Source organism: Gluconobacter sp. GP1 (assembly GCF_032913585.1).
GTDB classification, from domain to species: domain Bacteria; phylum Pseudomonadota; class Alphaproteobacteria; order Acetobacterales; family Acetobacteraceae; genus Gluconobacter; species Gluconobacter cerinus.
Window position 1 is genome coordinate 657617 of the sequence record NZ_JASGXC010000003.1, and the last position, 24672, is coordinate 682288.

At 55.8% G+C, this 24672-nt stretch carries 20 protein-coding genes and 1 tRNA gene; 12 read left to right on the forward strand and 9 right to left on the reverse strand.

What is annotated here, in order from left to right; translation table 11 throughout:
• Nucleotides 1-12 precede the first annotated feature (12 nt).
• Genes otsB through R5H23_RS11180 form a run of 3 tightly spaced genes read left to right on the forward strand, consistent with a single transcriptional unit; the run spans nt 13 to nt 2572 of the window.
• On the forward strand, nt 13-735 hold the full coding sequence (otsB, locus tag R5H23_RS11170) for a trehalose-phosphatase (protein ID WP_215766800.1): 723 nt from the start codon (nt 13-15) through the stop codon (nt 733-735).
• Nucleotides 723-2060 carry a trehalose-6-phosphate synthase gene (locus tag R5H23_RS11175; protein WP_064275514.1) on the forward strand — a complete coding sequence of 446 codons (1338 nt, stop codon included), beginning with the start codon at nt 723-725 and terminating at the stop codon, nt 2058-2060. Before otsB ends, R5H23_RS11175 begins: the two co-directional genes overlap by 13 nt.
• A complete protein-coding gene (locus R5H23_RS11180) occupies nt 2057-2572 on the forward strand; it encodes a disulfide bond formation protein B (protein WP_317215459.1) in 516 nt (171 codons plus the stop codon). The genes R5H23_RS11175 and R5H23_RS11180 overlap by 4 nt, the downstream gene beginning before the upstream one ends.
• A gap of 6 nt (nt 2573-2578) precedes the next feature.
• On the opposite strand, the gene R5H23_RS11185 is transcribed toward R5H23_RS11180, so the two are convergent.
• Complete coding sequence (locus R5H23_RS11185) at nt 2579-2752, reverse strand: DUF1328 domain-containing protein (protein WP_046900350.1); 174 nt, start codon at nt 2750-2752, stop codon at nt 2579-2581.
• Between the two features lie 162 nt (nt 2753-2914).
• Between R5H23_RS11185 and R5H23_RS11190 the strand changes: the two genes are divergently transcribed.
• Together R5H23_RS11190 and R5H23_RS11195 are read left to right on the forward strand one after the other, a co-directional pair.
• Nucleotides 2915-4933, forward strand: a complete 2019-nt coding sequence (locus R5H23_RS11190) for an NAD(+) synthase (protein WP_317215460.1) — start codon at nt 2915-2917, stop codon at nt 4931-4933.
• Nucleotides 4934-5024: 91 nt separating this feature from the next.
• Nucleotides 5025-6416, forward strand: coding sequence for an NAD-dependent succinate-semialdehyde dehydrogenase (locus tag R5H23_RS11195; protein WP_046900348.1), 1392 nt, complete (start codon nt 5025-5027; stop codon nt 6414-6416).
• A gap of 101 nt (nt 6417-6517) precedes the next feature.
• On the opposite strand, the gene R5H23_RS11200 is transcribed toward R5H23_RS11195, so the two are convergent.
• Entirely contained in the window at nt 6518-8797 is a 2280-nt protein-coding gene (locus R5H23_RS11200) for a glycosyltransferase (protein WP_317215461.1), read from the reverse strand.
• A gap of 1120 nt (nt 8798-9917) precedes the next feature.
• Here R5H23_RS11200 and R5H23_RS11205 point away from each other — a divergent pair.
• Both R5H23_RS11205 and R5H23_RS11210 read left to right on the forward strand, forming a co-directional pair.
• Entirely contained in the window at nt 9918-11273 is a 1356-nt protein-coding gene (locus tag R5H23_RS11205) for a calcium-binding protein (RefSeq protein WP_211499300.1), read from the forward strand.
• A 108-nt stretch (nt 11274-11381) separates the two neighbouring features.
• A complete protein-coding gene (locus R5H23_RS11210) occupies nt 11382-14147 on the forward strand; it encodes a glycosyltransferase (RefSeq protein WP_317215462.1) in 2766 nt (921 codons plus the stop codon).
• Here R5H23_RS11210 and R5H23_RS11215 read toward each other — a convergent pair.
• Nucleotides 14133-15032 carry a rhamnan synthesis F family protein gene (locus R5H23_RS11215; RefSeq protein WP_317215463.1) on the reverse strand — a complete coding sequence of 300 codons (900 nt, stop codon included), beginning with the start codon at nt 15030-15032 and terminating at the stop codon, nt 14133-14135. The genes R5H23_RS11210 and R5H23_RS11215 overlap by 15 nt on opposite strands.
• A gap of 162 nt (nt 15033-15194) precedes the next feature.
• Between R5H23_RS11215 and R5H23_RS11220 the strand changes: the two genes are divergently transcribed.
• Nucleotides 15195-15464 (forward strand): HU family DNA-binding protein, encoded by a 270-nt coding sequence (locus tag R5H23_RS11220; protein ID WP_046900345.1) that lies wholly within the window; start codon nt 15195-15197, stop codon nt 15462-15464.
• 5 nt (nt 15465-15469) lie between these two features.
• Here R5H23_RS11220 and R5H23_RS11225 read toward each other — a convergent pair.
• The 5 genes from R5H23_RS11225 to R5H23_RS11245 all read right to left on the reverse strand — a co-directional run bounded on the left by R5H23_RS11225 (nt 15470) and on the right by R5H23_RS11245 (nt 18206).
• Nucleotides 15470-15544: transfer RNA gene (locus R5H23_RS11225), tRNA-Gln, on the reverse strand.
• Nucleotides 15545-15613: 69 nt separating this feature from the next.
• The gene (locus R5H23_RS11230; RefSeq protein ID WP_046900333.1) at nt 15614-16303 is read right to left on the reverse strand and encodes a hypothetical protein; all 690 of its coding nucleotides are present in this window, start codon (nt 16301-16303) and stop codon (nt 15614-15616) included.
• An 80-nt stretch (nt 16304-16383) separates the two neighbouring features.
• Nucleotides 16384-17211: a pyrroline-5-carboxylate reductase gene (gene proC, locus R5H23_RS11235; RefSeq protein WP_167386114.1), complete on the reverse strand. Its 828-nt coding sequence runs from the start codon at nt 17209-17211 to the stop codon at nt 16384-16386.
• A complete protein-coding gene (locus R5H23_RS11240) occupies nt 17208-17714 on the reverse strand; it encodes a YbjN domain-containing protein (RefSeq protein WP_086634776.1) in 507 nt (168 codons plus the stop codon). Before R5H23_RS11240 ends, proC begins: the two co-directional genes overlap by 4 nt.
• Nucleotides 17715-17915: 201 nt before the next feature.
• On the reverse strand, nt 17916-18206 hold the full coding sequence (locus tag R5H23_RS11245; protein WP_099211189.1) for an accessory factor UbiK family protein: 291 nt from the start codon (nt 18204-18206) through the stop codon (nt 17916-17918).
• Nucleotides 18207-18288: 82 nt separating this feature from the next.
• On the opposite strand from R5H23_RS11245, the gene rfaD reads away from it, so the two are divergent.
• From rfaD to R5H23_RS11265, 4 genes are read left to right on the forward strand one after another with little or no spacing between them, the layout of a single operon-like run.
• Entirely contained in the window at nt 18289-19269 is a 981-nt protein-coding gene (gene rfaD, locus R5H23_RS11250; protein WP_317215464.1) for an ADP-glyceromanno-heptose 6-epimerase, read from the forward strand.
• A gap of 11 nt (nt 19270-19280) precedes the next feature.
• Nucleotides 19281-20087 carry a prolipoprotein diacylglyceryl transferase gene (lgt, locus tag R5H23_RS11255; protein WP_046900329.1) on the forward strand — a complete coding sequence of 269 codons (807 nt, stop codon included), beginning with the start codon at nt 19281-19283 and terminating at the stop codon, nt 20085-20087.
• Nucleotides 20080-20853, forward strand: a complete 774-nt coding sequence (gene pgeF, locus R5H23_RS11260; RefSeq protein WP_317215465.1) for a peptidoglycan editing factor PgeF — start codon at nt 20080-20082, stop codon at nt 20851-20853. The genes lgt and pgeF overlap by 8 nt, the downstream gene beginning before the upstream one ends.
• Before the next feature lie 55 nt (nt 20854-20908).
• Nucleotides 20909-22309, forward strand: coding sequence for an amidohydrolase family protein (locus tag R5H23_RS11265; protein WP_211504360.1), 1401 nt, complete (start codon nt 20909-20911; stop codon nt 22307-22309).
• 35 nt (nt 22310-22344) lie between these two features.
• Here R5H23_RS11265 and R5H23_RS11270 read toward each other — a convergent pair whose 3' ends face one another.
• Nucleotides 22345-24453 (reverse strand): catalase, encoded by a 2109-nt coding sequence (locus tag R5H23_RS11270; RefSeq protein ID WP_317215466.1) that lies wholly within the window; start codon nt 24451-24453, stop codon nt 22345-22347.
• Between the last annotated feature and the right edge of the window lie 219 nt (nt 24454-24672).

Here is a 24672-nt window from a genome sequence, read left to right on the forward strand (position 1 = left end):
AGAAGCCTACTCATGATCCAGATTCCTTTTCCGCCTTCCAAAGCTGCAATCCTGCTGGATTTCGACGGAACACTGGTCGATATCGCTCCTACTCCTGAAAGTGTGGTTGTCCCCCCGGGACTGGCAGACGATCTCCTCCGCCTGAAAGAGATGCTCGGCGGAGCGCTGGCTATTGTGACTGGCCGACCGATCGCCCAGATCGACCATTTTTTGCCCGGCATTCCTCATGCCGTAGCGGGGGAGCATGGAGTGGCCGTGCGGACCTCACCTGAAAAAGACATCACCCATCCTGCTCTCCCCTCTGTGCCAGCTGACTGGCTGCAGAAGGCGGAAGATATCGTCTCTTTGCATCCCGGTGCGAGCGTGGAACGCAAGAAGGCTGGAATGGTCCTGCACTATCGTCAGGCGCCGAAGGCGGAAACGGCATTTCGGGCGTTGACGGAGCAATGGTCACCGGAAGCTGGCGGTTTCCGTTTGCAGGACGCTCACATGGCTATCGAGCTTCGTCCGTTGGGCGTGGACAAGGGGGGAGCTGTGCGGGAGTTGATGTCTGAAAATCCTTTTCGCGGTCGCTTGCCACTCTTTGTCGGGGATGACGTTACAGACATGGACGGAGTGAGGGCTGCGCGCCAGATGGGCGGTGCTGGCTGGCTCATTCCGGATGATTTTCCTGATGCAGTCACGTTCCGCCGGTGGCTGCACGATTTATCGGAGGGGCATGGATGGGGCGCCTGATAGTTGTTTCCAATCGTACACCAGCGCCCGGAGAACGGACGCAGCCTGCGGGTGGTCTGACTGTTGGGTTGTATGATGCTGTTCAGACACGGGACAGCCTCTGGTTCGGCTGGTCCGGGGAACAGTGCGAAGATGCACTGGACCGGCCTGTCATGGAGGACCGTGCTGGGAATGTGACTTATGCCACATTTGATATGACGCCCCGGCAATATGACAGGTTCTATCTGAACTTTTCCAATGGCGTTCTCTGGCCGTTATGCCACTACAGAACGCAGCTGATTCGCTACACGCGTGAAGATTGTGAGGCTTACTACGAAGCCAATGCCGTCTTTGCCGATCGTCTGGTTCCTCTTCTGAAAGAGGACGATACGATCTGGATTCATGATTATCATCTGTTCCCGCTGGCTGAGATGCTGCGGGACAGAGGGGTCAAGGGCCGGATTGGCTTTTTCCTGCATATTCCTTTTCCACCCTGGAGTGTGGCGCGTCTCCTGCCGCAATTGCAGCGCCTTCTGAAAGGGCTTGCAGGTTGTGACCGAATTGGCGTGCAGACACCCGAGGATGCCCAGAATCTCAGAGGATGTTTCGCGGAGTATGGCCTCAAGGCAGAAGTAGAGGCAGTTCCGATCGGGATTGACCCGATCCGTTTCAGGCAGCAGGCCATTGAAAGTGCATCCACGGAAGACGTGGAGCAGATTGTGGACAGTCTGGTTGGAAAGCGCCTGATTATTGGTGTGGATCGGCTGGATTATTCCAAGGGTCTGCCTGAGCGGATGCGGGGGTATGAAATGCTCCTGAAAAACTATCCGGAATATCGCGGCAAGGTGACGTTCTTACAGATCACGCCTGTCTCCCGGACGGGTGTGGAAAGCTATCGTCTTCTGAAGGAAGAGCTTGATGGCCTGGTGGGAACGATCAACGGGGCATATGGCACGCCGGACTGGGTGCCGATCCGTTATACGACCTGGCCAATTTCCCGGAATGTTCTGGCGGGGCTCTATCGGGTATCCGATGTCGGCTACATCACACCGTTGCGCGATGGCATGAATCTTGTCGCCAAAGAGTTCATCGCGGCTCAGGATTCCAAGGATCCGGGCGTGTTGGTTCTGTCACGGTTCGCTGGTGCGGCACCTGAGATGCCAGAAGCGCTTCAGGTCAATCCGCTGGATGCTGAAGGGATGGCCGATGCACTTCATGCGGCACTCACCATGGACGTGCAGACCCGTCATGAGGCATGGTCCGCACTTTACGGCGAAGTCTCTCGCAACACAGCGGGAAGCTGGGCCAAGCAGTTTCTAGATAGCCTGGAGGCCTCTCGCACATGACACTGACCGGAACGAAGCAGCCCGATATGACCAGGGTACTGGGAGGGCTGTTCGTTCTGGCCGGGGTTTTGGCGCTCGGGACGGCATGGTTTGCGGAGCATCGGCTTCTGCTGGCGCCGTGTGAACTGTGTCTGTGGGAGCGGAGGCCCTGGCGGGTTCTGATCGGGATTGGCGCTTTGACGTTGCTTTTGCCGCGACGTTACGCACGATATCCCGTCTTTGCGGGTCTGCTGTGCCTGGCGGTCAGTATCGGGTTGGCAGTTTTGCACGCTGGCGTTGAACACAAGTTCTGGCCAAGCCCTGCTCCCGAGTGCCGTGCGCCGGTTTTTCATGGCGGTAGCTTCAAGGACTGGATGGCAGCGATGCCGACCCGGCCGAACAAGCCCTGTGATTCGCCCGATTATCTATTCGGCCTTCCGATTTCCATGACGGAAACGGGCGGTTTGTATGCTGTAGTCGTTTTTGTGGTGGCCAGCCTCGGAAGCGTGCGCATGCTGCGCTCCCGAGGCTGAGACCTGTCAGAGTCTCGGGCGACCGCGACCGAAGATCAGGCTGATGATCAGCAGTACGAGGAAGATGAAGAACAGGATCTTGCCGATATAGGCGAAATCTGCCGAAATCCCACCGAACCCAAGCACGGCGGCGCACAGGGCAAGGATGAGGAAGACAACCGTCCAGCGAAGCAGATCCATTGGTAAGTCTCCTGGGTCATAATGTTCCTCCGGTTGGAGAAACGGGGTGAGCAAGCCAGAACGGCACAGAGCCTCTCCGGTTCAATTTCGTAATGGCTGTATCGCTGAACATATTGAAACGTGGCGCCCGCTTCTGCGTCGCCTGGGTCTGAGAGAGGCACCATGACCAGATTCCGCTCACTTTATCATCAGGGTTTTGCCCGGATTGCAGCCTGTACGCTTCCCGTTTCGCTGGCTGAACCGCACGCCAATGCGGAAAGGGTTCTTGAGGTCCTGAAGGAATGCGACCGCCAGCGTGTTGCTACGGTTGTTTTTCCGGAACTGGGACTGACTGGCTACACGCTTGATGATCTGCGGTTCCAGGATGTGATGCTGGATGGTGCCCGAACTGCCCTGGAATGGCTCGCCAGGCAGACGGCTGACCTGATGAGTGTTGCTGTGGTCGGGCTGCCGCTTTGTCGGGGGGAACTGCTCTATAATTGTGCAGCAGTCATTCATCGCGGGCGTATTCTGGGTGTCGTTCCCAAATCCTATCTTCCACGATACCGGGAGTTTTATGAGCCCAGACAGTTTACGTCTGGCTTGGGAACGTCCGGACTGGTGCGGATTGGTAGCGCTGAGGTTCCGTTTGGCGCGGACCTTCTGTTTGAAGCGCATGATCTGCCGGGTCTGACGCTGGGCGTCGAGATTTGTGAGGATTTGTGGGTGGCCAACCCTCCGAGCGGAATGCTGGCTCAGGCGGGGGCGAGTGTTGTTCTCAACCCTTCTGCGTCGCCAGTCACAATTGGCCGTACAGATGACCGTTCTCTGCTGTGCCAGGCTCAATCCATGCGGACTTTGACCGCGTATGCTTATGCCGCAGCTGGGGAAGGGGAATCCACCACTGATCTGGCATGGGATGGTCAGGTTTCCATTCATGAGAATGGCCGTCTTCTCGCGCAGTCAGATCGTTTTCCTCAGGGAGAGCGGCTGGTGGTGGCGGATGTGGATCTTGATCTTCTCCGGCAGGAGCGCTTGCGGACGGGTCAGTTTGGTGTCGGGCGTGACCGTTTCAGAACCATTGGGTTCGCGTTGTCTGCCCCACTGGAAGACTTGGGGTTAAAGCGCGACGTTGCAAGATTCCCGTTTGTTCCTTCTGATCCGAAAACACTGGCCCGGGATTGCTACGAAGCCTGGACCATTCAAGTGAGCGCGCTGCGTCAGCGGTTGCAGGCGAGTGGTGCGCAGCGTGCTGTCATTGGGGTTTCCGGCGGCCTTGATAGTACGCTGGCGTTACTGGTCGCTGTCAGAGCTGCTGATGAGCTTGGCTGGCCCCGGACGCATGTCCTTGCCTACACGATGCCCGGATTTGCCACTGGTAGTGAAAGTCGTGGGTTTGCGCATGCGCTCATGTCAGCGCTGGGCGTAGAAACCAATGAGCTCGATATTCGGCCTGCGGCCGAGACGATGCTGGCGGGCATTGGGCATCCTTATGCAGAGGGCAAACCGGTTCATGACATTACCTTCGAGAATGTGCAGGCAGGGCTGAGAACGGACTTTCTCTTCCGTCTGGCCAATCATCGAAACGGCATTGTCATCGGGACAGGTGACCTTTCCGAGTTGGCGCTGGGGTGGTGCACCTATGGCGTCGGGGATCAGATGTCTCACTACAATGTGAACGCTGGAATGCCGAAGACGCTGATCCAGCATGTCATTCGCTGGTTGGTCCGGGAAGGGGGGCTGGAAGGTGATGCACCAGACGTTCTGGAGAAGATCGTCAATGCTGAAATCTCCCCTGAGCTCGTTCCGGATGTAGGGCAGGGAATTCAGAGTACGGAGCAGATGATTGGCCCGTATGCCTTGCAGGATTTCACGCTTTTCTATGTGCTCAGGTATGGATTTCGCCCGTCACGTATCGCCTTTTTGGCTGAAAAGGCATGGGGACCTGTTACAACCGGTTCGTGGCCGATGCATTTCCCTGAAGACCGGCGAAAATCCTATGATCTGGAAGAAATCTGTCACTGGTTAAGGATTTTTATCCACAGGTTTTTTGCTACCAGTCAGTTCAAGCGCTCTGCCATGCCAAATGGGCCAAAAATCGTTGCTGGCGGCTCTCTTTCTCCGCGCGGAGACTGGAGGGCACCGTCCGATGGTAACGCACGAGCATGGCTGGAAGAGCTTAAACAGAACACGGCTATGTGAACTTTCAAACTTTTGAGGGGTTGGGGGTTCCGTACCATGGCTTTCATGCCAATATGCAGGGTACCATTTTATTCAACGGAGATTTTCCGTCATGGCTTACGCTACGACCAATCCATATACGGGTGAAACGCTTAAAACCTTCCCGGAAGCAACTGACCAGGAAGTTCAGCAGGCGATCACCGACGCGTATGAGGCATTTAAGAGCTGGCGCGACGTTTCCTTTGCAGACCGCGCCAAGGTTATGGCTGCTGCAGGCGCAATCCTTCGCCGTGATATCGATAAATATGCGAAGCTTCTCACCCTTGAGATGGGCAAGCTTTATGAAGAAGCAAAGCTGGAGACCATTCTCTCCGCTGAGATCTTTGAATATTACGCCAAGAACGCAGAAGAGCTTCTGAAGCCGGAAAAGCTTCCGGTTGCTGATCCGAAGGAAGGCGAAGCCATCCTGATCCATCAGCCGCAAGGTATTGTCTTTGCGATTGAGCCTTGGAATTTCCCGTACTACCAGATCGCTCGTATCATCGCACCGCAGCTCTCTGCCGGTAATACGGTTCTGCTGAAGCATGCATCCAATGTGCCGCAGTGTGCTGCTATCTTCGATGATCTGATGATCGAGGCTGGCCTGCCAAAGGGCGCATTCCACAACCTTTATGCTGCCCGTCATCATACGGCCGTGATCCTGAATGATCCGCGCGTGTGTGGTGTGGCGCTGACCGGCTCTGAAGGTGCGGGCGCCATTGTTGCCAGCACGGCTGGTCAGGCGCTCAAGAAGGCAACGATGGAACTCGGCGGTGCCGATGCATTCGTCGTGCTTGAAGATGCCGATGTTGAAAAGGCCGCCAAGTGGGCTGCTTTCGGGCGTCATTGGAACGCCGGCCAGGTCTGCGTGTCTTCCAAGCGCCTGATCGTTGTAGACGCCATCTACGACAAGTTCCTTGAGATCTATAAGGCTGAGGTTCTCAAGTTCAAGGCTGGTGATCCGATGGATCCGGCTACGACGCTTGCGCCGCTGTCTTCACAGAAGGCTGCCGATGATCTGAAGGCTCAGGTTGAAGAAGCCAAGAAGCATGGCGCTGTTGTTGAAGTGATCGGTGCACCGGTTCCGGAGAAGGGTGCGTTCTTTCAGCCGCTTCTGATGACGAACCTGCATGGCGACAACGAAGCCCGTCACTGGGAGTTCTTTGGCCCGGTCACGCAGCTTTATCGTGTGAAGGACGAGGCTGAGGCAATTCGTGTTGCCAATGACTCGCCGTTTGGTCTGGGCGGTTCCGTCTTTACCAAGGATACGGCGCGTGGCGTGAAGGTTGCCGAGAAGATCCACACGGGCATGGTCTATGTGAACCATCCGACGATGGTGAAGGCTGATCTGCCGTTCGGTGGTGTGGCTCGTTCCGGTTATGGCCGTGAGCTGATTGGTCTGGGTATCAAGGAGTTTGTGAATCACAAGCTGATTGATGTCGTGGATATCGACGCACCGTTCTGATTATGAGTTGGCTGGATCTTGCGATCCGGCCTTTTCATGAAAAACCCCGGACAGGAAACTGTCCGGGGTTTTTTTCGTCTGAGAGATGTATCTCGGAGAGGTTAGACTCTCTGATGGGCCTTCTCTGCTGTCAGATTAATCCAGGGGTGTCTGTCCTGCACATATGCGACGACACGCGCTTTGTGGGCAGCACGCTCTGTCGATGCGTTGGTCATGGAACTGCTGTGCTGCCTGTAATCTGCCAGAATGGCTGGAACCTGCCGTCCTGGTAGTCCGAGTTCAGCAAAAGTGCACCAGAGATCATAGTCTTCCCAGCCCATTGCTTCACGTGAAACATAGTAGCCGCCGGCTGCTGCCCACGCCCATTTGGCGACCATGGCCATGGCATCAATGCGATTGCCTGAAACCAGTGTCAGGGGATTGGAGGGCAGATCCCCCAGCAGAACGGGTGCGCCGGGCGGTGTCGTCAGATTAGGGGTCTTCTTCGTGACGAGTGGCCCGTTTTCGTCGAAGCACTGGATCAGCGGGTAGGCGTAGGCGATGCCAAATGTCATGGCAGCCAGCAGGGTTTCACAAGCATCCCGGCGCAGGATGTTGTCGGCGTCCAGTTGCAGGGTGTGGGGGGTTTCTGCTGCGTCCATGCCGATGTTTCGTGCGCCACCCAGCCCCGCATTGCGAATGGACCGCCTGAAGATCAGGCGGTTGAAGCGACTGGTGTGTCGTTCCATCCAGATCCTGATGAGGTCAAGAGATTCATCCGTTGACCCATCGTCCACCACGATAAGGTCCAGAATGGGAAGTGTCTGCGCTGCAACGGAGTCCAGAGCATCCAGAACGTGATTGGCGTAATTGTAGGATGTCACAATGACGGTGACCTCCGCTTCCCCCAGAATATCATGGTGGAAGAGGGTCTCACTTCCCGGAATGACCGGGAGCGCCGGGGACTTCAGACGGCTCCGGGCGAGAAGGGTCTCTGCGGCTTGAGCTGCTTCCACATCACCATTGAGAGAAGAGAGTGCGAGTGACATGCGCCGGGCCTGCGCTTCCGGGCTGAAGGGCCAGAGAACGTCATGGTAGGCATTGCGCGCCAGGGTGCGGCGTAGATCGGGGTTGTCGACCAGTTTTAAAAGGGCGCGGGTCCAGTCTTCGGGCGTTTCAGCGAGCAGGCCGGTTTCGTTATCTCTTACAATGCGCCGGAAGGGGCCTGTTGGGGAAACAATCGAGGCATTCCCGGCCAGGGAAGCTTCAAGGAATTTGATTTCGCTTTTGGCTTCGCAGAAGACGTTTCCAACTTCCAGCGGAGCAATGGAAATATCGAATCTGGCGAACTCTTCTCCAAGTTCGGACAGCGGGACCATGTCTCGCCATTCGATCTGGTTTTCTACGGCTTTAAGTGCTGGAAACTCTTCCATCAGGAGAACGGGTCGATGATTGTCCTTCTCTCTGAATAGAACCAGCCGTGCATTGGGGTGGGTCTTCAGCACATGTGTCAAAGCGGGATAGGCAATTGCGAAGTCACGTTGGTGCGTCCGCGAGCCTGTGGCGTATCCAATGCGGATCAGTGCGTCTTCAGACGTTGCACGACCAGGCTCTCCGCGAAGGCGGCAGCCGAGACGCGATCGACGCAGTGTTTCATGATTATAGACATTCGGAAGAAGGTGAACGACGGGTCGTAGCTCATGCATCGCAAGAGCCAGTTCGCGTGTCGTCGTCGATCCCTGATCACAGCGGACAAGAGTTCGGCGCATGTCTGCAAAGCAACGCTCGATACGCTCTTCTGTCGCCCCGACAGAGCGAATGCCGTCGATGAAGTCGACGCGGGCGTAATGTGGAACGAAGACAATATCATCAGCGTCAAAAATGGTTTTGACGCCCTCTTGCTGGGCGAGATCAAGGATGGTGCTGACATGCCCGCTGTATTCTACGCGCCAGAAGATCAAGACGTCGGCCCAGCGGATATCCTCATAGCCTACTGCGGCGCACGGCTGGATGCGCGCTTCATATCCGGCATTTTGGGCAGCTTCAGCGTTCCGGGTGCATCGATAAGCCACACCCGGAGTGTTGGGTTCTCCGGCGATGAAAAGAACGCGCTGTATGCCATCGGGTGAAGACCCGTGAGTGTCGGGGCTGTCTGTGGTCTCGCTCTGGACAGAAGCGGCACTGGACGAAAGATCTTCCTTGTTCGACTGAGGCTGCAGTTCTGGAAGCGTTGGAATATAGGGAATGAATGGCTTTCGAAATGACCGGAGAACCCGGCGCCACAGAGGGGCAGGTTGCGAGAGGAAAGCTTCCAGAGACTCCAGACCAGCACGATTTTCCGTGTAGTGATGTTCAAGCTCTGCCCGCTTCTGGCTCTCTTCCATCATTTTTGTGCGGAACACGTCACGTTCCTGACGGATGGGGTCAAGAATGTGCGTTAGGGATGTTATCTTCTCGTTCCGACTGCGAAGATCTCTCGAAAGGGATCGGCTTTCAATCCGAAGAGTATGGACTGCGCGCTCGGCTTGCTCGGCGGCTTTTCTATATCGCTGAAGCTCTGTGTTAGCCCGACGCATGGTCAGGTCATGGGCTAGGAGTTGACGAACCCTGTGACGGAAGTTGCGAGAAGTGTCTGACTGACCCTTAAGGAGTTCTATAAGGGGGTGATTACCTGCTGGGTAGAGCGAAATATAATCCGAAAGGCGTATTTCTTCTGAATGCGGCCGAGAATTCCTTCCGACTACAATAACTGGAATGCTGGAGACTGTATTCTGTTTTTCATGTGCCTGCCGACAGAGGATTAGCCCTGCGTCAGTGTTCTGGAAGACGCTAGTGAATCTTGTTTCCGGAAGATTGCTTGCAAGCTCCAGATGGGTCCTGAGCTGGGAGCCAAGCTCATCGTCAAGAGTTGGGGAAAGCAGGATAGGGGCTGCTTGCTGAGATTTATCCTGCAAGCCTGTCACCAGCCACGTAATTGTTCTGACGGCGTGGTCATCCCAATCTTCCTGCTGGCAGGAGGTTGCCTCGGTTGTTGGCCTCTGGGTAAGCAAAATGGCTAAGTCAGCCAGATACTGGTCCTGCAGAGCGGGGGAGAGGGAGGTTGGGAATATGTTTGTCACAGGTGCAATTTACAGATTCGTATAGGATTATGGTGTGAAAAGCATCTTAAGGCATTGTAGAGACACAATCCCTCCTTCTGTTTGTTTTTTGTGAAGTATTTTAATTTTTTATTGATTGCCTGCTGTAAAGTTTAACCTGTCATTGCAACTCTTCGTAAAATGCTCCCTTCTGTGATGGGGCATTCCTGCCCCTGCCTGTCTGTGTCTTTTTAAGCACAGTTGGGTATTGCACTGTGAGTGGACCTTTATATTGCTCCGATGTTGGGGTGGTTCTTGTGTAGGTGCGTCAGATCCTTATTGCTTTTGGTGATGGGGCTTTGATATATGCAAGACTCGTCACTCGATCATTTGGGTGGTCTGAGGGCCGCCAGTGCGAGGCAACCTTTTTTAGGAGTGCATGGTAATGGCAATCACTACCGTGGTTGGCGCCTCCGGCCAGATCCTTGCGGTCACGGTCGACGGTGCGCAGGCCCACGCTCTGGCCAGTCAATATTCGTCTGCTATCGCTGGTGTCAGCGGTCTGACGAGCTATGATCTGGTACCAGGCGGAAACAGCAGCCCAAGTAACGCAAGCGTTTCCCAGGGCGTTATCACCCAAGGCGGCAGCTACAGCATCACTGGTGATGTAGCTTATGTTGCTGCGGGCTCATACGCACCGACCGATACGCTTAATGGCGCTGTTTCAATTGACCTTTCAAATGATACCGCTTCCAACATCAAGCTGCTGACAGGCAGCTGGGTCGGCGTTTCGGTTCAGGCTGGCAACCAGAACGGCGTGTTCATCGGTGGCGTTGGCAACAACACCTTCGCGGGCACGAGCAAGACTGGTAACTGGAACATCGCTACCGGTTCCGGTAACGACACGATTTCTGGCACCGATGGCAACAACACCATCGATGGCGGAACAGGCAACAACCTGATCACCCTGGGTTCAGGTACGAACGTTGTTCGTTCCGAGGGCCAGGACACGATCGATGGTTCCGCTGGCACCGACACTGTTACCCTGCTGGGTGGCAGCTCGGTCGTAACTCTTGGCGCCAACGCCACGGTTTATGACACGACGTACGCAAACACCGTATCGGTTGGTAGCAACGGCTTCATCACGGGTGGTAGCTCCAGCACGTACTTCGCGACTGGAACGACTGCTACGGTCGCTGGTGGTCTGAACGATACCATTTCTGCTGCAGGTGACTTCCAGCAGATCCGTGGTACGGGCAACAGCATCAGTGTCGATGGTTCCCTGTCCTTCCTGAACGGTACGGGCAACACCACCATCACGGCTGGCAATGCTACCATGTTTGGTGCATCCGGCCTGAACGCTCAGTTCGATGGTGTGTCCGGTTACAGCCTGTTCGTAGGTAACGATGGTGACGAAGCAATTTCTGCTGCGTCTTCCCATGGTGTCCTGCAGGCTTTCGCAGGTACCGGCAACACGACCGTCATTGGCGGAACCGGTGCCGATACGCTGGTTGGTGGAACGGGCAATGCTACCCTTGAGGGTGGTTCCGGCTCTGCTAACCTGTTTGCTCTGAACAAGGGTGCTGCTGGTGGCAACTACACCATCAGTGACTTTGGCAGCGCAGCTGGTAACCTGATGGCTCTGTACCAGTACGGCCTTCAGAACAACGGTGGGCTTGAGAACGTTCTGTCCAATGCAACTGTTGCCGGTGGCAACACGACCATTGCACTGTCCGACGGTTCCAAGATCACGTTCCTCGGCGTTACAGATCTGAAGGCTTCCAGCTTCAATCTGAGCTAATCTATCCTGTTTGCTGGCTTGCCAGCATTCATGAAGAAAGCTGGGTTCGAAAGAACCCAGCTTTTTTTGTTTGTGCCCACCCCTTCACAGACTTTGGCCTTTTCTCTGATGACAGTGCAGCCCGGCTTTAACGTGACCCTCCTTCCAGGTACAGCTGAAGAAGATTCGCAGAAGGTTTTGCTTGAGAGTTACCGCAGCTCAGCACGTCTGAACGGAATGAGAGCCGATGGACTACAAATTGAAAACACGCATCTGCGGGATCAGATGGCTCTTGTTCAGAGTTCTCTGTCGTGGCGGGTCACCGCTCCACTGCGGCTGGTAAGAGGCTTGTCTCTTGGGCGGCTTCCCTCGGGCAGGCCCCTTAGAGAACTTCCTGATCGCGTTACCGAGCTTTGGAGCAAAGGCGGTCTTCGGGCAGTAGGGGGTGCACTGGCACGCCAAGCTCTTCCTCGCTCTGGCAAGAAGAGAAACTCCGTTCTTTCAAAGGCTACCCAGCAAGGTACGTCTGAAGAAGCTGTGGCTGGCCACTCCGTTTACAGTGATGTGCTTGATGAGGCCGCAGCATCCCTTGCACCAAAAATTCTGATTATCGCAGAAGTCTCCTTGCGGCAGTGCGCGAAGTATCGTGTGTGGCAAAAGCGGGATCTGCTGGAACGCCTTGGATGGTCTGTTCAGGTTGTGGACTGGCGGGACATTGGTGTTGCCATGTCCGGGTTGCAGCTTTGTACGCGGGTGATTTTCTACAGGGTTCCTGGCTTCGAGACTGTCATGAAGCTGGTCGCCGAGGCCCACCGCCTGCGTCTTGAGCCGTGGTGGGAAGTGGATGATCTTATTTTCGATGCTGAAGAGTATCTTCAGAATGGGAACATCAGCAGTTTGCCGCAGGCAGAGCAGGATCTGCTCATGTCAGGTGTTACCTTGTTCCGGCGCTGTATGCTGGCTTGTGGCCGAGGTATCGCTTCGACCCAGGCATTGGCGCAGGCCATGTTGGATGCAGGACTGCCTGACGTCTCAGTGCTGGAAAATGCTCTTGATCATGAGACGCTTGAGATCGCGGCGTCGCTTCCGACCCATGAAGGTACGGACGTGGAGCGTGTGTGGGTTTCTTATGGATCAGGAACCAATACGCATGATGAAGATTTTCGGCAGGCTCAGGTCGGGCTGATTGCTGCGATGGAAGATGAGCCGCGGTTGTGTCTGCGGGTTATTGGTCAGCTTAAACTTTCGGATGACTTTCACAGGTTCGGAGACCGTGTGGAGCGCCTGACAGAACTCTCTTATCGTGACTATCTGGCGGCACTCTCCCGAACGGATATTGCGATTGCGCCTCTTGAGCCCACGCTTTTCAATGACTGTAAGAGCAATATCAAATTTCTGGAGGCGGCAGTCGTCCGGGTTGCGGCCATCTGTTCCCCTCGGAATGCTTTTCTTTCAGTCATGCGGCATGGCGAAAATGGCCTGTTGGCCGTTACCGACGACGACTGGAAGCAGAGTTTTCTGACCTTGGCACGAGATGTGCCATTGCGTCAGCGTTTAGCGATTCAGGCCCGTCAGGATGTGATGGAGCGATACGCGCCTGAAGCAATGGCTGTCACGCAGGGGCAGGCTGTTTTTGGTACACCCGTGATACCGGAGCGGAAAGCTCTGCGAGTGCTGATGGCAAATGTCTATTACGCTCCCCGCTCATTCGGGGGTGCGACGATCGTCGCGGAGGAACTGGCAACCCGGCTCACGCAGCGCGGTGTTGAAGTGGGAATCATGACATCCCGCCCACGCCTGGATGAGAATTTGTCAGGAAGTATTCGCTACGTCATCAACGGCACGGATGTGTTGTCTGCGGTTATCCCGGAGGGGACGGACCTTATTGGTGCTCTGGACAACCCGCAGATGGCTGAGGTGTTTGCCGGCTGGCTCGATGCTTACCAGCCTGATGTGGTGCATGTGCACGCCGCTCAGGGGCTTGGTACTGCCATGCTGCGGGTTTGTCAGGAACGGGGGGTTCCTTATGTCCTGACACTGCATGATGCGTGGTGGCTATGCGACAGGCAGTTCATGGTTCGGGAGGATGGGCGTTACTGCTTCCAGACCCGTATTGACCAGCAGGTTTGCCAGATGTGCCAACCTCATGCCCGACACTTGCGAGATCGTGTGACGATCATGCATCAGGCTCTGGCTGAAGCGGCTTTGTTGATCAGCCCGTCAGAGGCACATCGTCAGCTTTATCTTGCCAATGGTGTTGAGCCTGAGCGGATTGTTGTGAACCGGAATGGCTTTCGGTGGCCTGAACGATCTCGTCGTCAGCGAACGCCTGGTTCTCGCATCCGTTTTGGATTTGTCGGTGGGACAGAGGCCGTAAAGGGATATCCACAACTCAAAAAATGTATGGAGTCTCTGGAGCGATCTGACTGGGAACTGGTTCTGGTCGATAACAAGATTAATCTTGGTTTCAGGTCCATTCATGCTGAAGACTGGTCAGTGAAAGGGGAGCTGAAAATTGTTCCTGCCTTCACACAGGCTGGACTCGATGATTTCTATGACCGGATTGATGTCTTGCTGTTTCCGTCCCAGTGGAAAGAGAGTTACGGCCTGACGGTTCGTGAAGCTTTGGCGCGTGACGTCTGGGTTGTGACGACTGCTCCCGGCGGACAATCAGAGGACGTTGTGGACGGGGTGAATGGAACGCATCTCCCTCTTGATGGACGTCCTGAGACACTGGCTGCGGCCGTCAAATCTTTGCTTGGTCAGGCTGAAAAATTTGATGGATACGTCAATCCATTCAAGAGCAATCTGGCAACGTACGAGGCGCAAACAGAAGAGCTTCTTGGCTTTCTGGAGCGCGTGGCGAAGCGTAAAGTCAATTTAGTGACCCATTAAAAGCGCTGGTAAAGCACGTAGTCTGTCTTCACTGGCCAAGGCCTGAACCAGTCGCGCTCGGAAACCGGCCTTTTTGTGCTGAACGCGCGGCGGGTTGTTGGCCAGGTAGAGTGCGATCCAGTCGGGGTCGAAAAAGGTTTTGTCAGGAATTTCGCTTCGCCAGAGATGAACTGACGCTACTCCACTTGGGTTGTCGCGGAGAAGCTCTGTCTTGATGAAAGGTGCTTGCCCTGAGTGAAGCACGGTGCGCCAGTCTGTATGCATTGGGTTCAACGAAAGAAGGCGTGCCAGCCCCCGTTTACTGCTCCAGGAGGCTGTCATCTCCAGTTTGGCCGCCTGTATCGCCAAGCCGAGGCCTAACTCACCATGCAAGACAATTTCCGGCTTGCTCATGCTGTTGAATGGCTGCTGAAACACGCGCCTTATGGCGGGATGATCGAGGGTTTCCCGTGTCATGACGAGAAACCATGACTGAAGATGGGCTGTAATAGCCTCTGACCGCACCATGCCCCAGACAGGGGAATGATGGGCTCGCATGTTGTCCACAATGGGCTGCAAGGGTGCCATAGGCCCAAAAATGCTGTCATTCGCAAAGAGAATTTCAGTCGCTCCCGCATCGCAGTTCCTATTGAGCAGGTCCTGCCAGGCACCAAAATCAAGACCGGAGTTTTCTCTGGGATAAAGGGTCGCTGCGATTGGTATAGGGCCAGAAGTAAAACTGTTCTGAAGGACTGTTAATCCTTCCGTATCGTTTGGGTCTAGGCCGGAGACGGCGACATGCAGTTCAAACCCACATCCCGAAATCTGATCGAGGAGATGGCGGGTGTGTGGGGCCAGTGTTGGTGCAGGCGCGTGGTAGGCGAAAAGGCAGATGGAACGCGACATGAAATTCCTGACGATGGAACGCTTGGGCTGCTGAAGCGATTATATCATCGTTGCCTAATGGTATTGTAAGAAATACTTAGGAATGCTGTAAAAGATGGTGAATGTTCAGGTGTTGGAGCTGCATCCTGAGACAGGGACGCACAAGAGGAGAAAAATGCATCTATGAGTAAGGCATTTCTCGCAGCTGTTCTTCAGGACTCCATAGACTGTACAGGCGTGGCTGCACAGCGAGCAGCTAACGATCTTGTAGATGCTATTATTGATGAACTGAGACGTGAGGGAGGGTTTACTATCTCCTCCTTTGGTACGTTTACCGTGTGCGAAACAAAAGCGCGCCAAGCGATAAACCCGCGGACAGGAGAACCGGTGGAAGTTCCCCCGGGACGGACAGTCCGGTTCAAGGCAAGCCCTGGACTGAAGCAGAATTTATAAAGATTTGGCTGGGGCGGGAGGATTCGAACCTCCGCATGGCGGAATCAAAATCCGCTGCCTTACCGCTTGGCTACGCCCCAGTAGATCGTGTTTACGAACGCGATGGATCGGCTTTTAATCCGAACCAATGCGTCTCGTAAAGCCCAATATCAGAATTCAAGTTCCAGTTCGTGATCTGGCAGCCCGGTAGTGCGCATGGCTTCGTCCATTTTGCGGCGGGCTGAGGCCTTCAGGATACCGAGGCGCTCGGCTTTGTTGAGTGCTTGGTCCAAGGCTGCCATGGTGCTTCCAAGGTCTTGGCTTTCGTCTTTTTCCCAAGCCCGGAGCGCGTGTCCCCAGACGGCGGTCAGGGCATTAATACGCCAGAGGCCGCCGAGACCGGAACAGTCCATGCCTGCTGCGTCAGCGAGCCAGCGCATGGAGTCCACAGTTGCTCCGGCTAAAAGTGCTGCCAGGGCGGGGTCATAGGGAACGGCGTGAAGGACAGCTCTGACGCCTGTGCGATATTCTTCGAAAATATCGAATCGGCGCATCATCAGGTCAAAAAGATATTCGCGAAGTGTCCCGCCATTTCCTTCGTCACGGAGCGCGCTTTCATCGGCGAGCCGTCCCAGACGCAGCAGCAGGAGTGCTTTGACCGGATAACGGGAACGCACCGCATCGACAGGCAGGCCTGCCTCGCGCGCTGCATCGACTAGAGAAAACCGGTGCCAGCCGTCTGAACCGGCGAGGCTCAGGGCAGACTGGAGGAGAGCAATATCGAAGGCTTCCCTGTCCAGTTCCGGTGTGCTGTCTGATGCCAGCTCATCGGTATCAAATGGGTCCTGCCGCTCTTCCATGCCGGTCTCCTGTAGAAAACTTGTTTCTTAATGGTGGGAGCGTTTGCCAGTGTCAGCAAGTTCCCACCAGAGAGAAACGATCAACCGGCGAGTTCGTCGGCCCGTTTTGTGGCCGCGTCAATGGCTTTTGAAATATTTGACGGCCATGCGTCTGGTGCCATGAGAACATTCAGGGCGGCAGCAGTTGTTCCGTTTGGGCTGGTGACAGCTTTGCGCAGGTCGGCAGCATCGTCGGGCATGTCATCCAACATGCGCCCGGCGCCGTAAATTGTTCCCCGTGCCAGACGGCGTGCTGTTGTTTGGGACAGGCCGTGTGCCTCTCCAGCTTTTTCGAGCAGTTCAGCAAGAAGAAACACATAAGCAGGACCCGAGCCGGAGACGGCTGTTACTGCCAAAAGGTCTTCCTCACTATCGACGCGGACAACATCGCCAACGGCGAATAGCAGTTCGTGGCAGAGGCTTGTCTGCTCTTCTGTCGCTTGAGGAGATGCATAAAAGCCGCTGATGCCTGCGCCGATTGCTGAAGGGGTGTTCGGCATGGCGCGAAGAATGGGGAGAGTGGCGCCGCTTTTAGATGTCGCATCTGACAGGGCGGCACAGGTTCGGCCGGCCATGACAGAAAGCAGTGCAGCCTTCTTCATGCGAGAGCCCAAGGATTCCCCTAGGGCGCTGATCGCGTCTTCCGCTGTCGCAGGTTTTACGGCCAGAACGATAATATCCGGCGTAAAGGTCGATGGAATGTCAGACGCGGCCCGAACGACTGAAAAGGTATCGTCCGAACTGGATCTGTGTCGATCAACGACAATGATATGGGGAGGTGTGGGAGAGGCGAGCCACCCATCGAGAAGCGCGCCTCCCAGTTTTCCACAACCAACTAGCAGAATTGAAGGTGTTGATGGCAAGGTCATGCGTCTCCGACACAATCAAGCATGGCAGCGTCCAGTGCATCCTGAGGAGATTTTCCGCCCCAGAGAGTGAACTGGAAGGCGGGGTAAAAGCGCTCACATTCTGACATTGCGATATCGATCAGGTCTTCCATGCTTTCACCTGGAGGGGTTGAGACACCACGCATCAGGAGCGTATGGCGAAAGGAGGGAACACCGGTTTCCGGATCAATAATGAAATGACCAACCCACAGCTTGTTGTTGGCGAGGGAGACCAGTTCATGCACGTCCGATCGACGTGCTGTGGGGGACCGTAGATCCAGCGTGCAGTTCAGATGCAGGGCTGAAAGCTCGTCTGACCAAGTGAAATAGAGAGAGTAGTCACACCATTGACCTGGGGCCTGAGCCGCCATTTCGGACTGGCCAAGGCGCTCGAATTCCCATTCGTAGAGGCCCATGACCTGTTCCATGAGGTCAAGCGGATGGGATTCTGTTTCTGTGGTGAGTGAGGTGCTCAGGGCAGGCATGTCGGATCTCCCAAGGCCGTGGAGGCCGGAACCGGTCATGCACCGGTACGGCGCTCCAGATGTCTGCGGCCAGGAGGGGAATGACCTCTCCTGACGTTGATCACGTTATGTGGCCTTGGTGAAGTGTGCAAGTATCACGCACAGCTTCAATCAGTTCGTACGAAGATGTGTTGCATCCGGATCGCAACGAAAGCGACCGTTTCAGCCCTGAGGGCCACCCTTTTCTTCAGTTGCGAGGTCTTCGAGTGCTGTCAGGCGCGATTCGATGGCAGCAAGGCGTGCTTCTGCCTCGTCCTGTGCCATGCGCGCGCGTGTCGCCATTTCCTGAACGGCATCGAACTCATCACGACGAACCAGTTCCAGCGAATTCAGGACTTCGTCAACGCGGGTGCGGATGATGGAGTGAAGTTCTTCGCGTGCGCCGGTAACAGCCGAAAAAGCATTGCCGGCAAGACCTGCGAGGTCATCAAAGAAGCGGGGTCTGTCAGACATGGGAGAAACTCCTGCAGAGAGGCGGCGTGTCGTGTGTGGCGCGTCGCTTGGATCGTTTTCGGGGGCAGACTATACAGGAAGGATGATTATCGTCACCGGCGGAGCCGGATTCATTGGATCGTGCCTTCATGCCGCCCTGCGTCAGCGCGGGCTGCGGACGGTTGTTGTGGACCGGCTTCGTGAGGGCGTAAAATGGCGCAACCTCGCGTCTCATGCGCCGGATCAGATCATCACGCCTGAGGCGCTCCCGAGTTTCCTCGAGACAGCGCCAAAGATCGAAGCGATCTTTCATATGGGCGCGATCAGCGCAACGACTGCACGAGACGGAGACCTTGTCTGGTCGACTAACGTGGCGTTGTCGCAGTTTCTCTGGCGCTGGTGCGCGAAGAACGATGTCCGGATGATTTACGCTTCATCTGCGGCGACATATGGCGCTGCGGACCAGCCTGAGATGTTCCGTGACGGGCTGGACGCGATTGATCATCTCAAGCCGCTGAACCTTTACGGATGGTCAAAGCAGGTTTTTGATCTGTGGGTAAGGCGTGAGCTGGAAGCTGGGCATTCGGCCCCACCGCAGTGGGCTGGACTGAAATTTTTCAATGTTTATGGCCCGAATGAGTATCACAAAGGGTCCATGATCTCCGTCGTGAAGGTCAAGTATGATGATCTTCAGCGTGGGGCTGCGGCACGACTGTTCAAATCTGACGTTCCAGGAATGGCCGATGGCCAGCAGAAGCGTGATTTCATCTGGGTCGGGGATGTTGTGAACGTCATGCTATGGCTTTTCGACCATCCGGATGTCAGTGGTCTTTTCAACTGCGGAACCGGTGTGGCGCGGAGCTATCTGGATCTGGCGCATGCAGTTTGTGACGCTGCGCATCGGGCTCGGGATGTAGAATTCGTCGAGATGCCTGAGAAGCTTCGTGGGCAGTATCAGTCCTTCACCTGTGCGGATATGAGCCGTTTGCGTCAGGCAGGATATGATGCGCCGTTTACGTCTCTTGAAGACGGAATACGGCAGTATGTGCGTGATTATCTTTCCCGAGCGGAGTCAAACCTTTGAGCCAGCCCTTGATGTTCCCTGGGTTTGACCCCGTTGCGTTTCATGTCGGCCCGCTGCCGGTGCGCTGGTATGCCTTGGCATATATGGTCTCGTTCATCATCGCGCTGCCAATTGCGAGACGATTGAACAGGCTGGCACCGGAAGTAGCGACCAGTGAACAAGTCGATGACTTCCTGTTTTACGCTATTTTGGGTGTTCTTTTGGGTGGTCGCCTTGGGTACGTGTTGTTCTACCGACCTCTGGATTATCTCGCGCACCCAGTGGACATCATCAAGACATGGGACGGCGGAATGTCGTTTCATGGTGGGGCTTTGGGCGTCATTCTGGCTCTGGCGTTCTTCTCTTGGAAGAACCGTCTGAGCTTTCTGGCTTTTGCGGACCGGATCGTGCCGGTGGTTCCGATTGGGCTGGCGTTAGGTCGTTGCGCCAACTTTGTGAACGGGGAACTGTGGGGGCGTCCAGCATCGCCTGATCTGCCGTGGGCCATGGTATTTCCCACAGGTGGGCCCGTGGCGCGGCATCCTTCCGAGCTTTATGAAGCGTTGACGGAAGGCGTTCTTTTGTTGTGCGTCATGCTGTTTGCTGCAACCCGCCCTAAGTTGCGGGCACATTTCGGATTTCTGTCAGGGTTGTTCCTCTTTGGATATGCCTGCGCGCGGAGCTTCTGTGAGTTTTTTCGGGAGCCGGATGCGAATATTGGCTTTCTGGCCGGTGGGGTCACGATGGGGCAGATCCTTTGTATTCCGATGGCGCTCGCCGGGTTAGGTCTGATGACGTATGCCCTTCGTCGTCCGGCGCAGGAGAGCGCACATGTCTGAGGCTATTCTCAGAAGTGATGGTCTTGGCGTGCCACATGGCTTTTTTACGCGCCTCGGCGGCGTGTCCCCGAAACCTTATGACAGCCTGAACTGCTCCCTGTCGTCTCCTGATGATCTGGCGAACGTGAGCGAGAACCGTGCGCGTGTTGCGCGGCAGATCGGGGTTGAGCCAGAAAAGCTTCTGGGTCTGAAGCAAACGCATAGTGACATTACGGTTCCAGTGACTAGGGAGACGGTTCTCTGGGCTATGGGGCGTGGCCAGGATGGCGATGCGCTGGTGACGGATCGCCCTGACGTCGGTGTTGGGGTCATTACGGCAGACTGCGGGCCTGTTCTTCTGGCTTCCGAGGATGGACGGATTGTGGGAGCCGCGCATGCGGGATGGCGTGGAGCGGTAGGCGGCGTTCTCGAATCTGCTGTGACGCAAATGAAAGCTCTGGGTGCCACGAATATCCGGGCAGTAGTCGGCCCCTGCATTGGACCTGAGAGTTATGAGGTTGGCCCGGATATGCGGGATGCCGTTCTGGCTCAGGACGGGAACGCAGGCCTATTTTTCCGCGTGGCGGAACGGGCAGGGCATTTCATGTTCGATTTGCCAGAATACTGCTCGGCGCGGCTGAAAGCTGCTGGTGTTCAGCAGGTTGAAGTACTGGGTGTGGATACATTGACGGACCAGAGGTTCTTCAGCCATCGCCGACGGACGCTCGCAGGCGGTGGCCATATTGGTCATCAGATCTCAGCAATCCGGCCTCGCGTTTCATCATAGTATTGCAGAGTGCCGCAGCGCTTGTGCGGATCGCTGGGACTGTTATCGTTCCGGTATGAAAATGCTTCGTCCTGCTCAGATTCTCTGTTCCATGCTGGTGGCCGCCTGTGCCGGGGGCGTAGCCTACGCCGAACCGTCTCATCTTCTCGTTCGTAACGCCCTGATCTTTTCAATGGCCGATGGGCAGAAAGCGCCTTTTAAAGGGTATTTTTCTGTCCGTTCAGATGGCGTGATCGATCATATTGGCCCCGGTGCTCCCCCCAAGGATCTTCAAGCGGATCAGGACATGGATCTGCACGGGCATTGGGTCATGCCAGGGTTCATTTCCGCTCATAGTCATCTCTGGCAGGCTGCCTATCGTGGCCTTGCGGCGGATCAGACTTTGATGGGATGGATTACGGCTTTGTATTCCGGGAAGGCGAGTGTGGCGCGACCTGAGGATATTTATTGGTTCACTCTCGATGGCGCGCTGGATCATCTCGCTCATGGCGTCACGGCTGCCTATAATTTCAATTATGGCGGGGCGAGCCCGAAGATGGTCGTGCAAACGGATCGTTTGCAGTTTCAGGCTGAAACTGCTTCCGGCATTCGATTTGTACATGGTCTTGAGCCATTGCCGGGTAAAGCCGATGTGTCACTGGCAAAGGCTCGCCAGCATGTTGGGGATTTTCTGGCGTGGTCTGCCGGGCAGCATGTGGGGTCTACGTTCCTGTCCGTGATGATCAATGGTGGGACGGGATTTCACGACACCGGAGACGTTGCGAAGATCGAAGGGGCGTTGATGCGGGAGTATCATCTGTCCAACCAGAGTCATTATCTGGAGCCACCTGAGAACGTTTCAGCTCAGCAGGCCCGGTTCCACTGGTTTGAGGATGAAGGCATTCTCGGGCCGCATCTGATTTTCGGTCATTTCATTCATACGACGCCTGAGATTATTGCCCGATCCGTAAAGGCTGGGGCGTCCATGGTCTGGAATCCGCTTTCAAACGGTCGTCTGGCGTCAGGGACGGCGGATATTCCGGCCTATCTGAAAGCTGGTTTGCGGGTTGGTATGGGAGAGGATGGGGAAGCCAGTGCGGATCTGGCAGACCCGTTTGAGAACATGCGGACCGGGCTTTATGCCATCCGGGACAAGTATCAGAGTGCCGCGATCATGAGCCCGTATGATGTGGTGCGCCTGCACACGCGAGGGAGTGCGGATGTTCTGGAAGTCGGGGATCGGCTTGGAAGCCTGGAAGCTGGGAAATTTGCGGATTTTCTTGTGATTGATCCGACTAATCTTGGGTATGTGTTTGACCCGTATGCCACGCTGGTTTTTGCGGCGGCTCAGGAAAATCTGGAGCAGGTCTATGTGGGGGGCGTGCTGATGGTTGAGCATGGAAAGCCGTTGAAGCAGGATTTTGCGCATGTTCGGCAGGAAGCTGATCGGCGGGTTGCGGCTTCTGTTCAGCATTAAAAAAAGCCGGGGTATGATCCCCGGCTTTTTTTGTGTCAGACGCTGTGGGTTTTGGCTTCACGATCCCAGAAGCGGAGCTTTCGGCAGGTTGTGATGAAGGACTTGAAGTCTCCATCGTTTTTGATGGGGATTACACCATCGTCCATGTCGTCAGGCGTGATGCCGCCTTTTGCCAGAAGGGGGGCAGCGTCCGGGCCGTAGGCGATGAATTTGGCGTGGGCGAAGGCATCTGCCACGAAGTCACGGGCTGTTGCTTCCCTGCTCAGAAGCTTTGTCCCTTCCGCAGAAGAGAGCAGCACGACGGCGTCGTAGAGTACGGATGGCGCACCAACGATTTTCTGGCCTGCCGGGACGGTTTTGCCGTCTGTCAGTGTTACGCCGCCGACAACGGGTGCGACCAGCTCAATCAGTGTGCCTTCCGCCTTTGCGGCTTTCTGGAGAGCGTCCAGCAGGGCTGCATCCGTACCCTCTGTAATCACGACACCCAGTTTGCGGCCTGCGAAGGAGTCGGGGCCATTCTTGAGGATGCTGAGTGCTGTTGAGGCGGCCAGATCCGTGATGGGTGTACGGGCGGCCGGAGCTGGGGCGGGGAGCTCTTTCAGGCCCAGACCTTCGGCCACGCCCTTGGCCAGCGCTTCATCCACATTCAGAAGATGGGCGATGACGCGGGAACGAATGTTTGGTGTTTCAACCTTGCTGAGTTCGAACACGAACGCATTCTTGATGTGCGTTTGTTCGGGCTTTGTCTGGCTGATATAGAACTGGCGTGCCTGACTGTAGTGATCGGCGAAGAGTTCACCGCGTTCGCGGGTCGTGCGACCGTTGTCATCGGGGAAGTGCCTGTAGCCGGTCTTGGGGTTTTCACGCGGACCTGCACCCCAGGAGTTGGGCTCGTAGTTTACGCGACCCTTCGGGTTGTGCATGGCGGCGTGGCCGTCCTGCTGGAAGTTGTGGAACGGGCATTTGGGCGCGTTAATGGGGATATGCGTGAAGTTCGGGCCACCGAGACGCTTTGTCTGTGTGTCCAGATATGAGAAGTTCCGGCCTTGCAGGAGCGGATCGTTGGTGAAGCCAATACCGGGGACGACATTCTGGGTGCAGAAGGCGACCTGTTCAGTTTCGGCGAAGAAGTTGTCCACCATGCGGTCCAGAACGAGGCGACCGATCCGTCGAACGGGGATGAGTTCTTCCGGGATGAGTTTGGTTGCATCCAGAATGTCGAAGTCGAATTTGTCGGCGAAGGCGTCATCAAAGAGCTGTACGCCCAGTTCCCATTCCGGATAGTCCCCTGATTCGATGGCCTGCCAGAGGTCACGGCGGTGGAAGTCAGGGTCGGCGCCATTGATCTTGACGGCCTCGTTCCAGACAACTGACTGAAGGCCCTGCTTCGGCTTCCAGTGGAACTTCACGTATGTGGATTTTCCTTCGGCGTTGATGAGCCGGAAGGTATGGACGCCGAAGCCTTCCATGAAACGGAAAGAGCGGGGGATGGCACGGTCTGACATGATCCACAGGAGCATGTGGACGGTTTCGGGCGAGAGGGATGCGAAGTCCCAGAAGTTGTCATGGGCGGACTGCGCCTGCGGAAAGCCGCGATCGGGCTCTTCCTTTACGGCGTGGACCATGTCCGGGAACTTGATGGCGTCCTGGATAAAGAACACGGGCATGTTGTTGCCCACGAGATCCCAGTTGCCTTCCTCGGTGTAGAGCTTCACGGCGAAACCGCGGACGTCGCGCGCGAGATCGAATGATCCCTTGCCACCTGCGACGGTTGAGAAGCGGACAAACGCCGGGACGTGGGTGCCGGTTTTTCCGAGGACGCTTGCGGTTGTGTAGTCGGACAGTGAATCTGTGAGTTCGAAGAAGCCATGCGCGCCGTAGCCCCGGGCATGAACAACGCGTTCGGGGATGCGCTCGTGATCGAAGTGGAAGATCTTTTCCCGGAAATGGAAGTCTTCCAGAAGCGTTCCGCCGCGCGGTCCAGCTTTCAGGGAGTTCTGGTCATCGGCGACGGGCACGCCCTGCTGGGTTGTCAGGGTCGGTGTGTCGCCATCTGCGGTCTGATGGGTTGCGCCTTGCGGGCCGCGCTCGAAGGTCTGGTCACCGATGGTCACGGTGGTGCGTTTGTCTGCCGTGTCGCTCATGGTCCGGTCCGATCTGCTGTCGTCGCGACTGTCCGGATTGAATAATGCCGGGCACGTCGTTTCAAATTCGGTAAGTCGATTTCCGGTTTGGGAAATCCTTCACTTTAGAAGTCTGAGTCCCGGGTAAATGTTCCGGAAAATAATTTGGTGAAATGTTCTGAACTGAAGGAAAGAGTGAGCCGTTACGGCTCCTTACTTGCATCTTTCATGCAGTTTAGG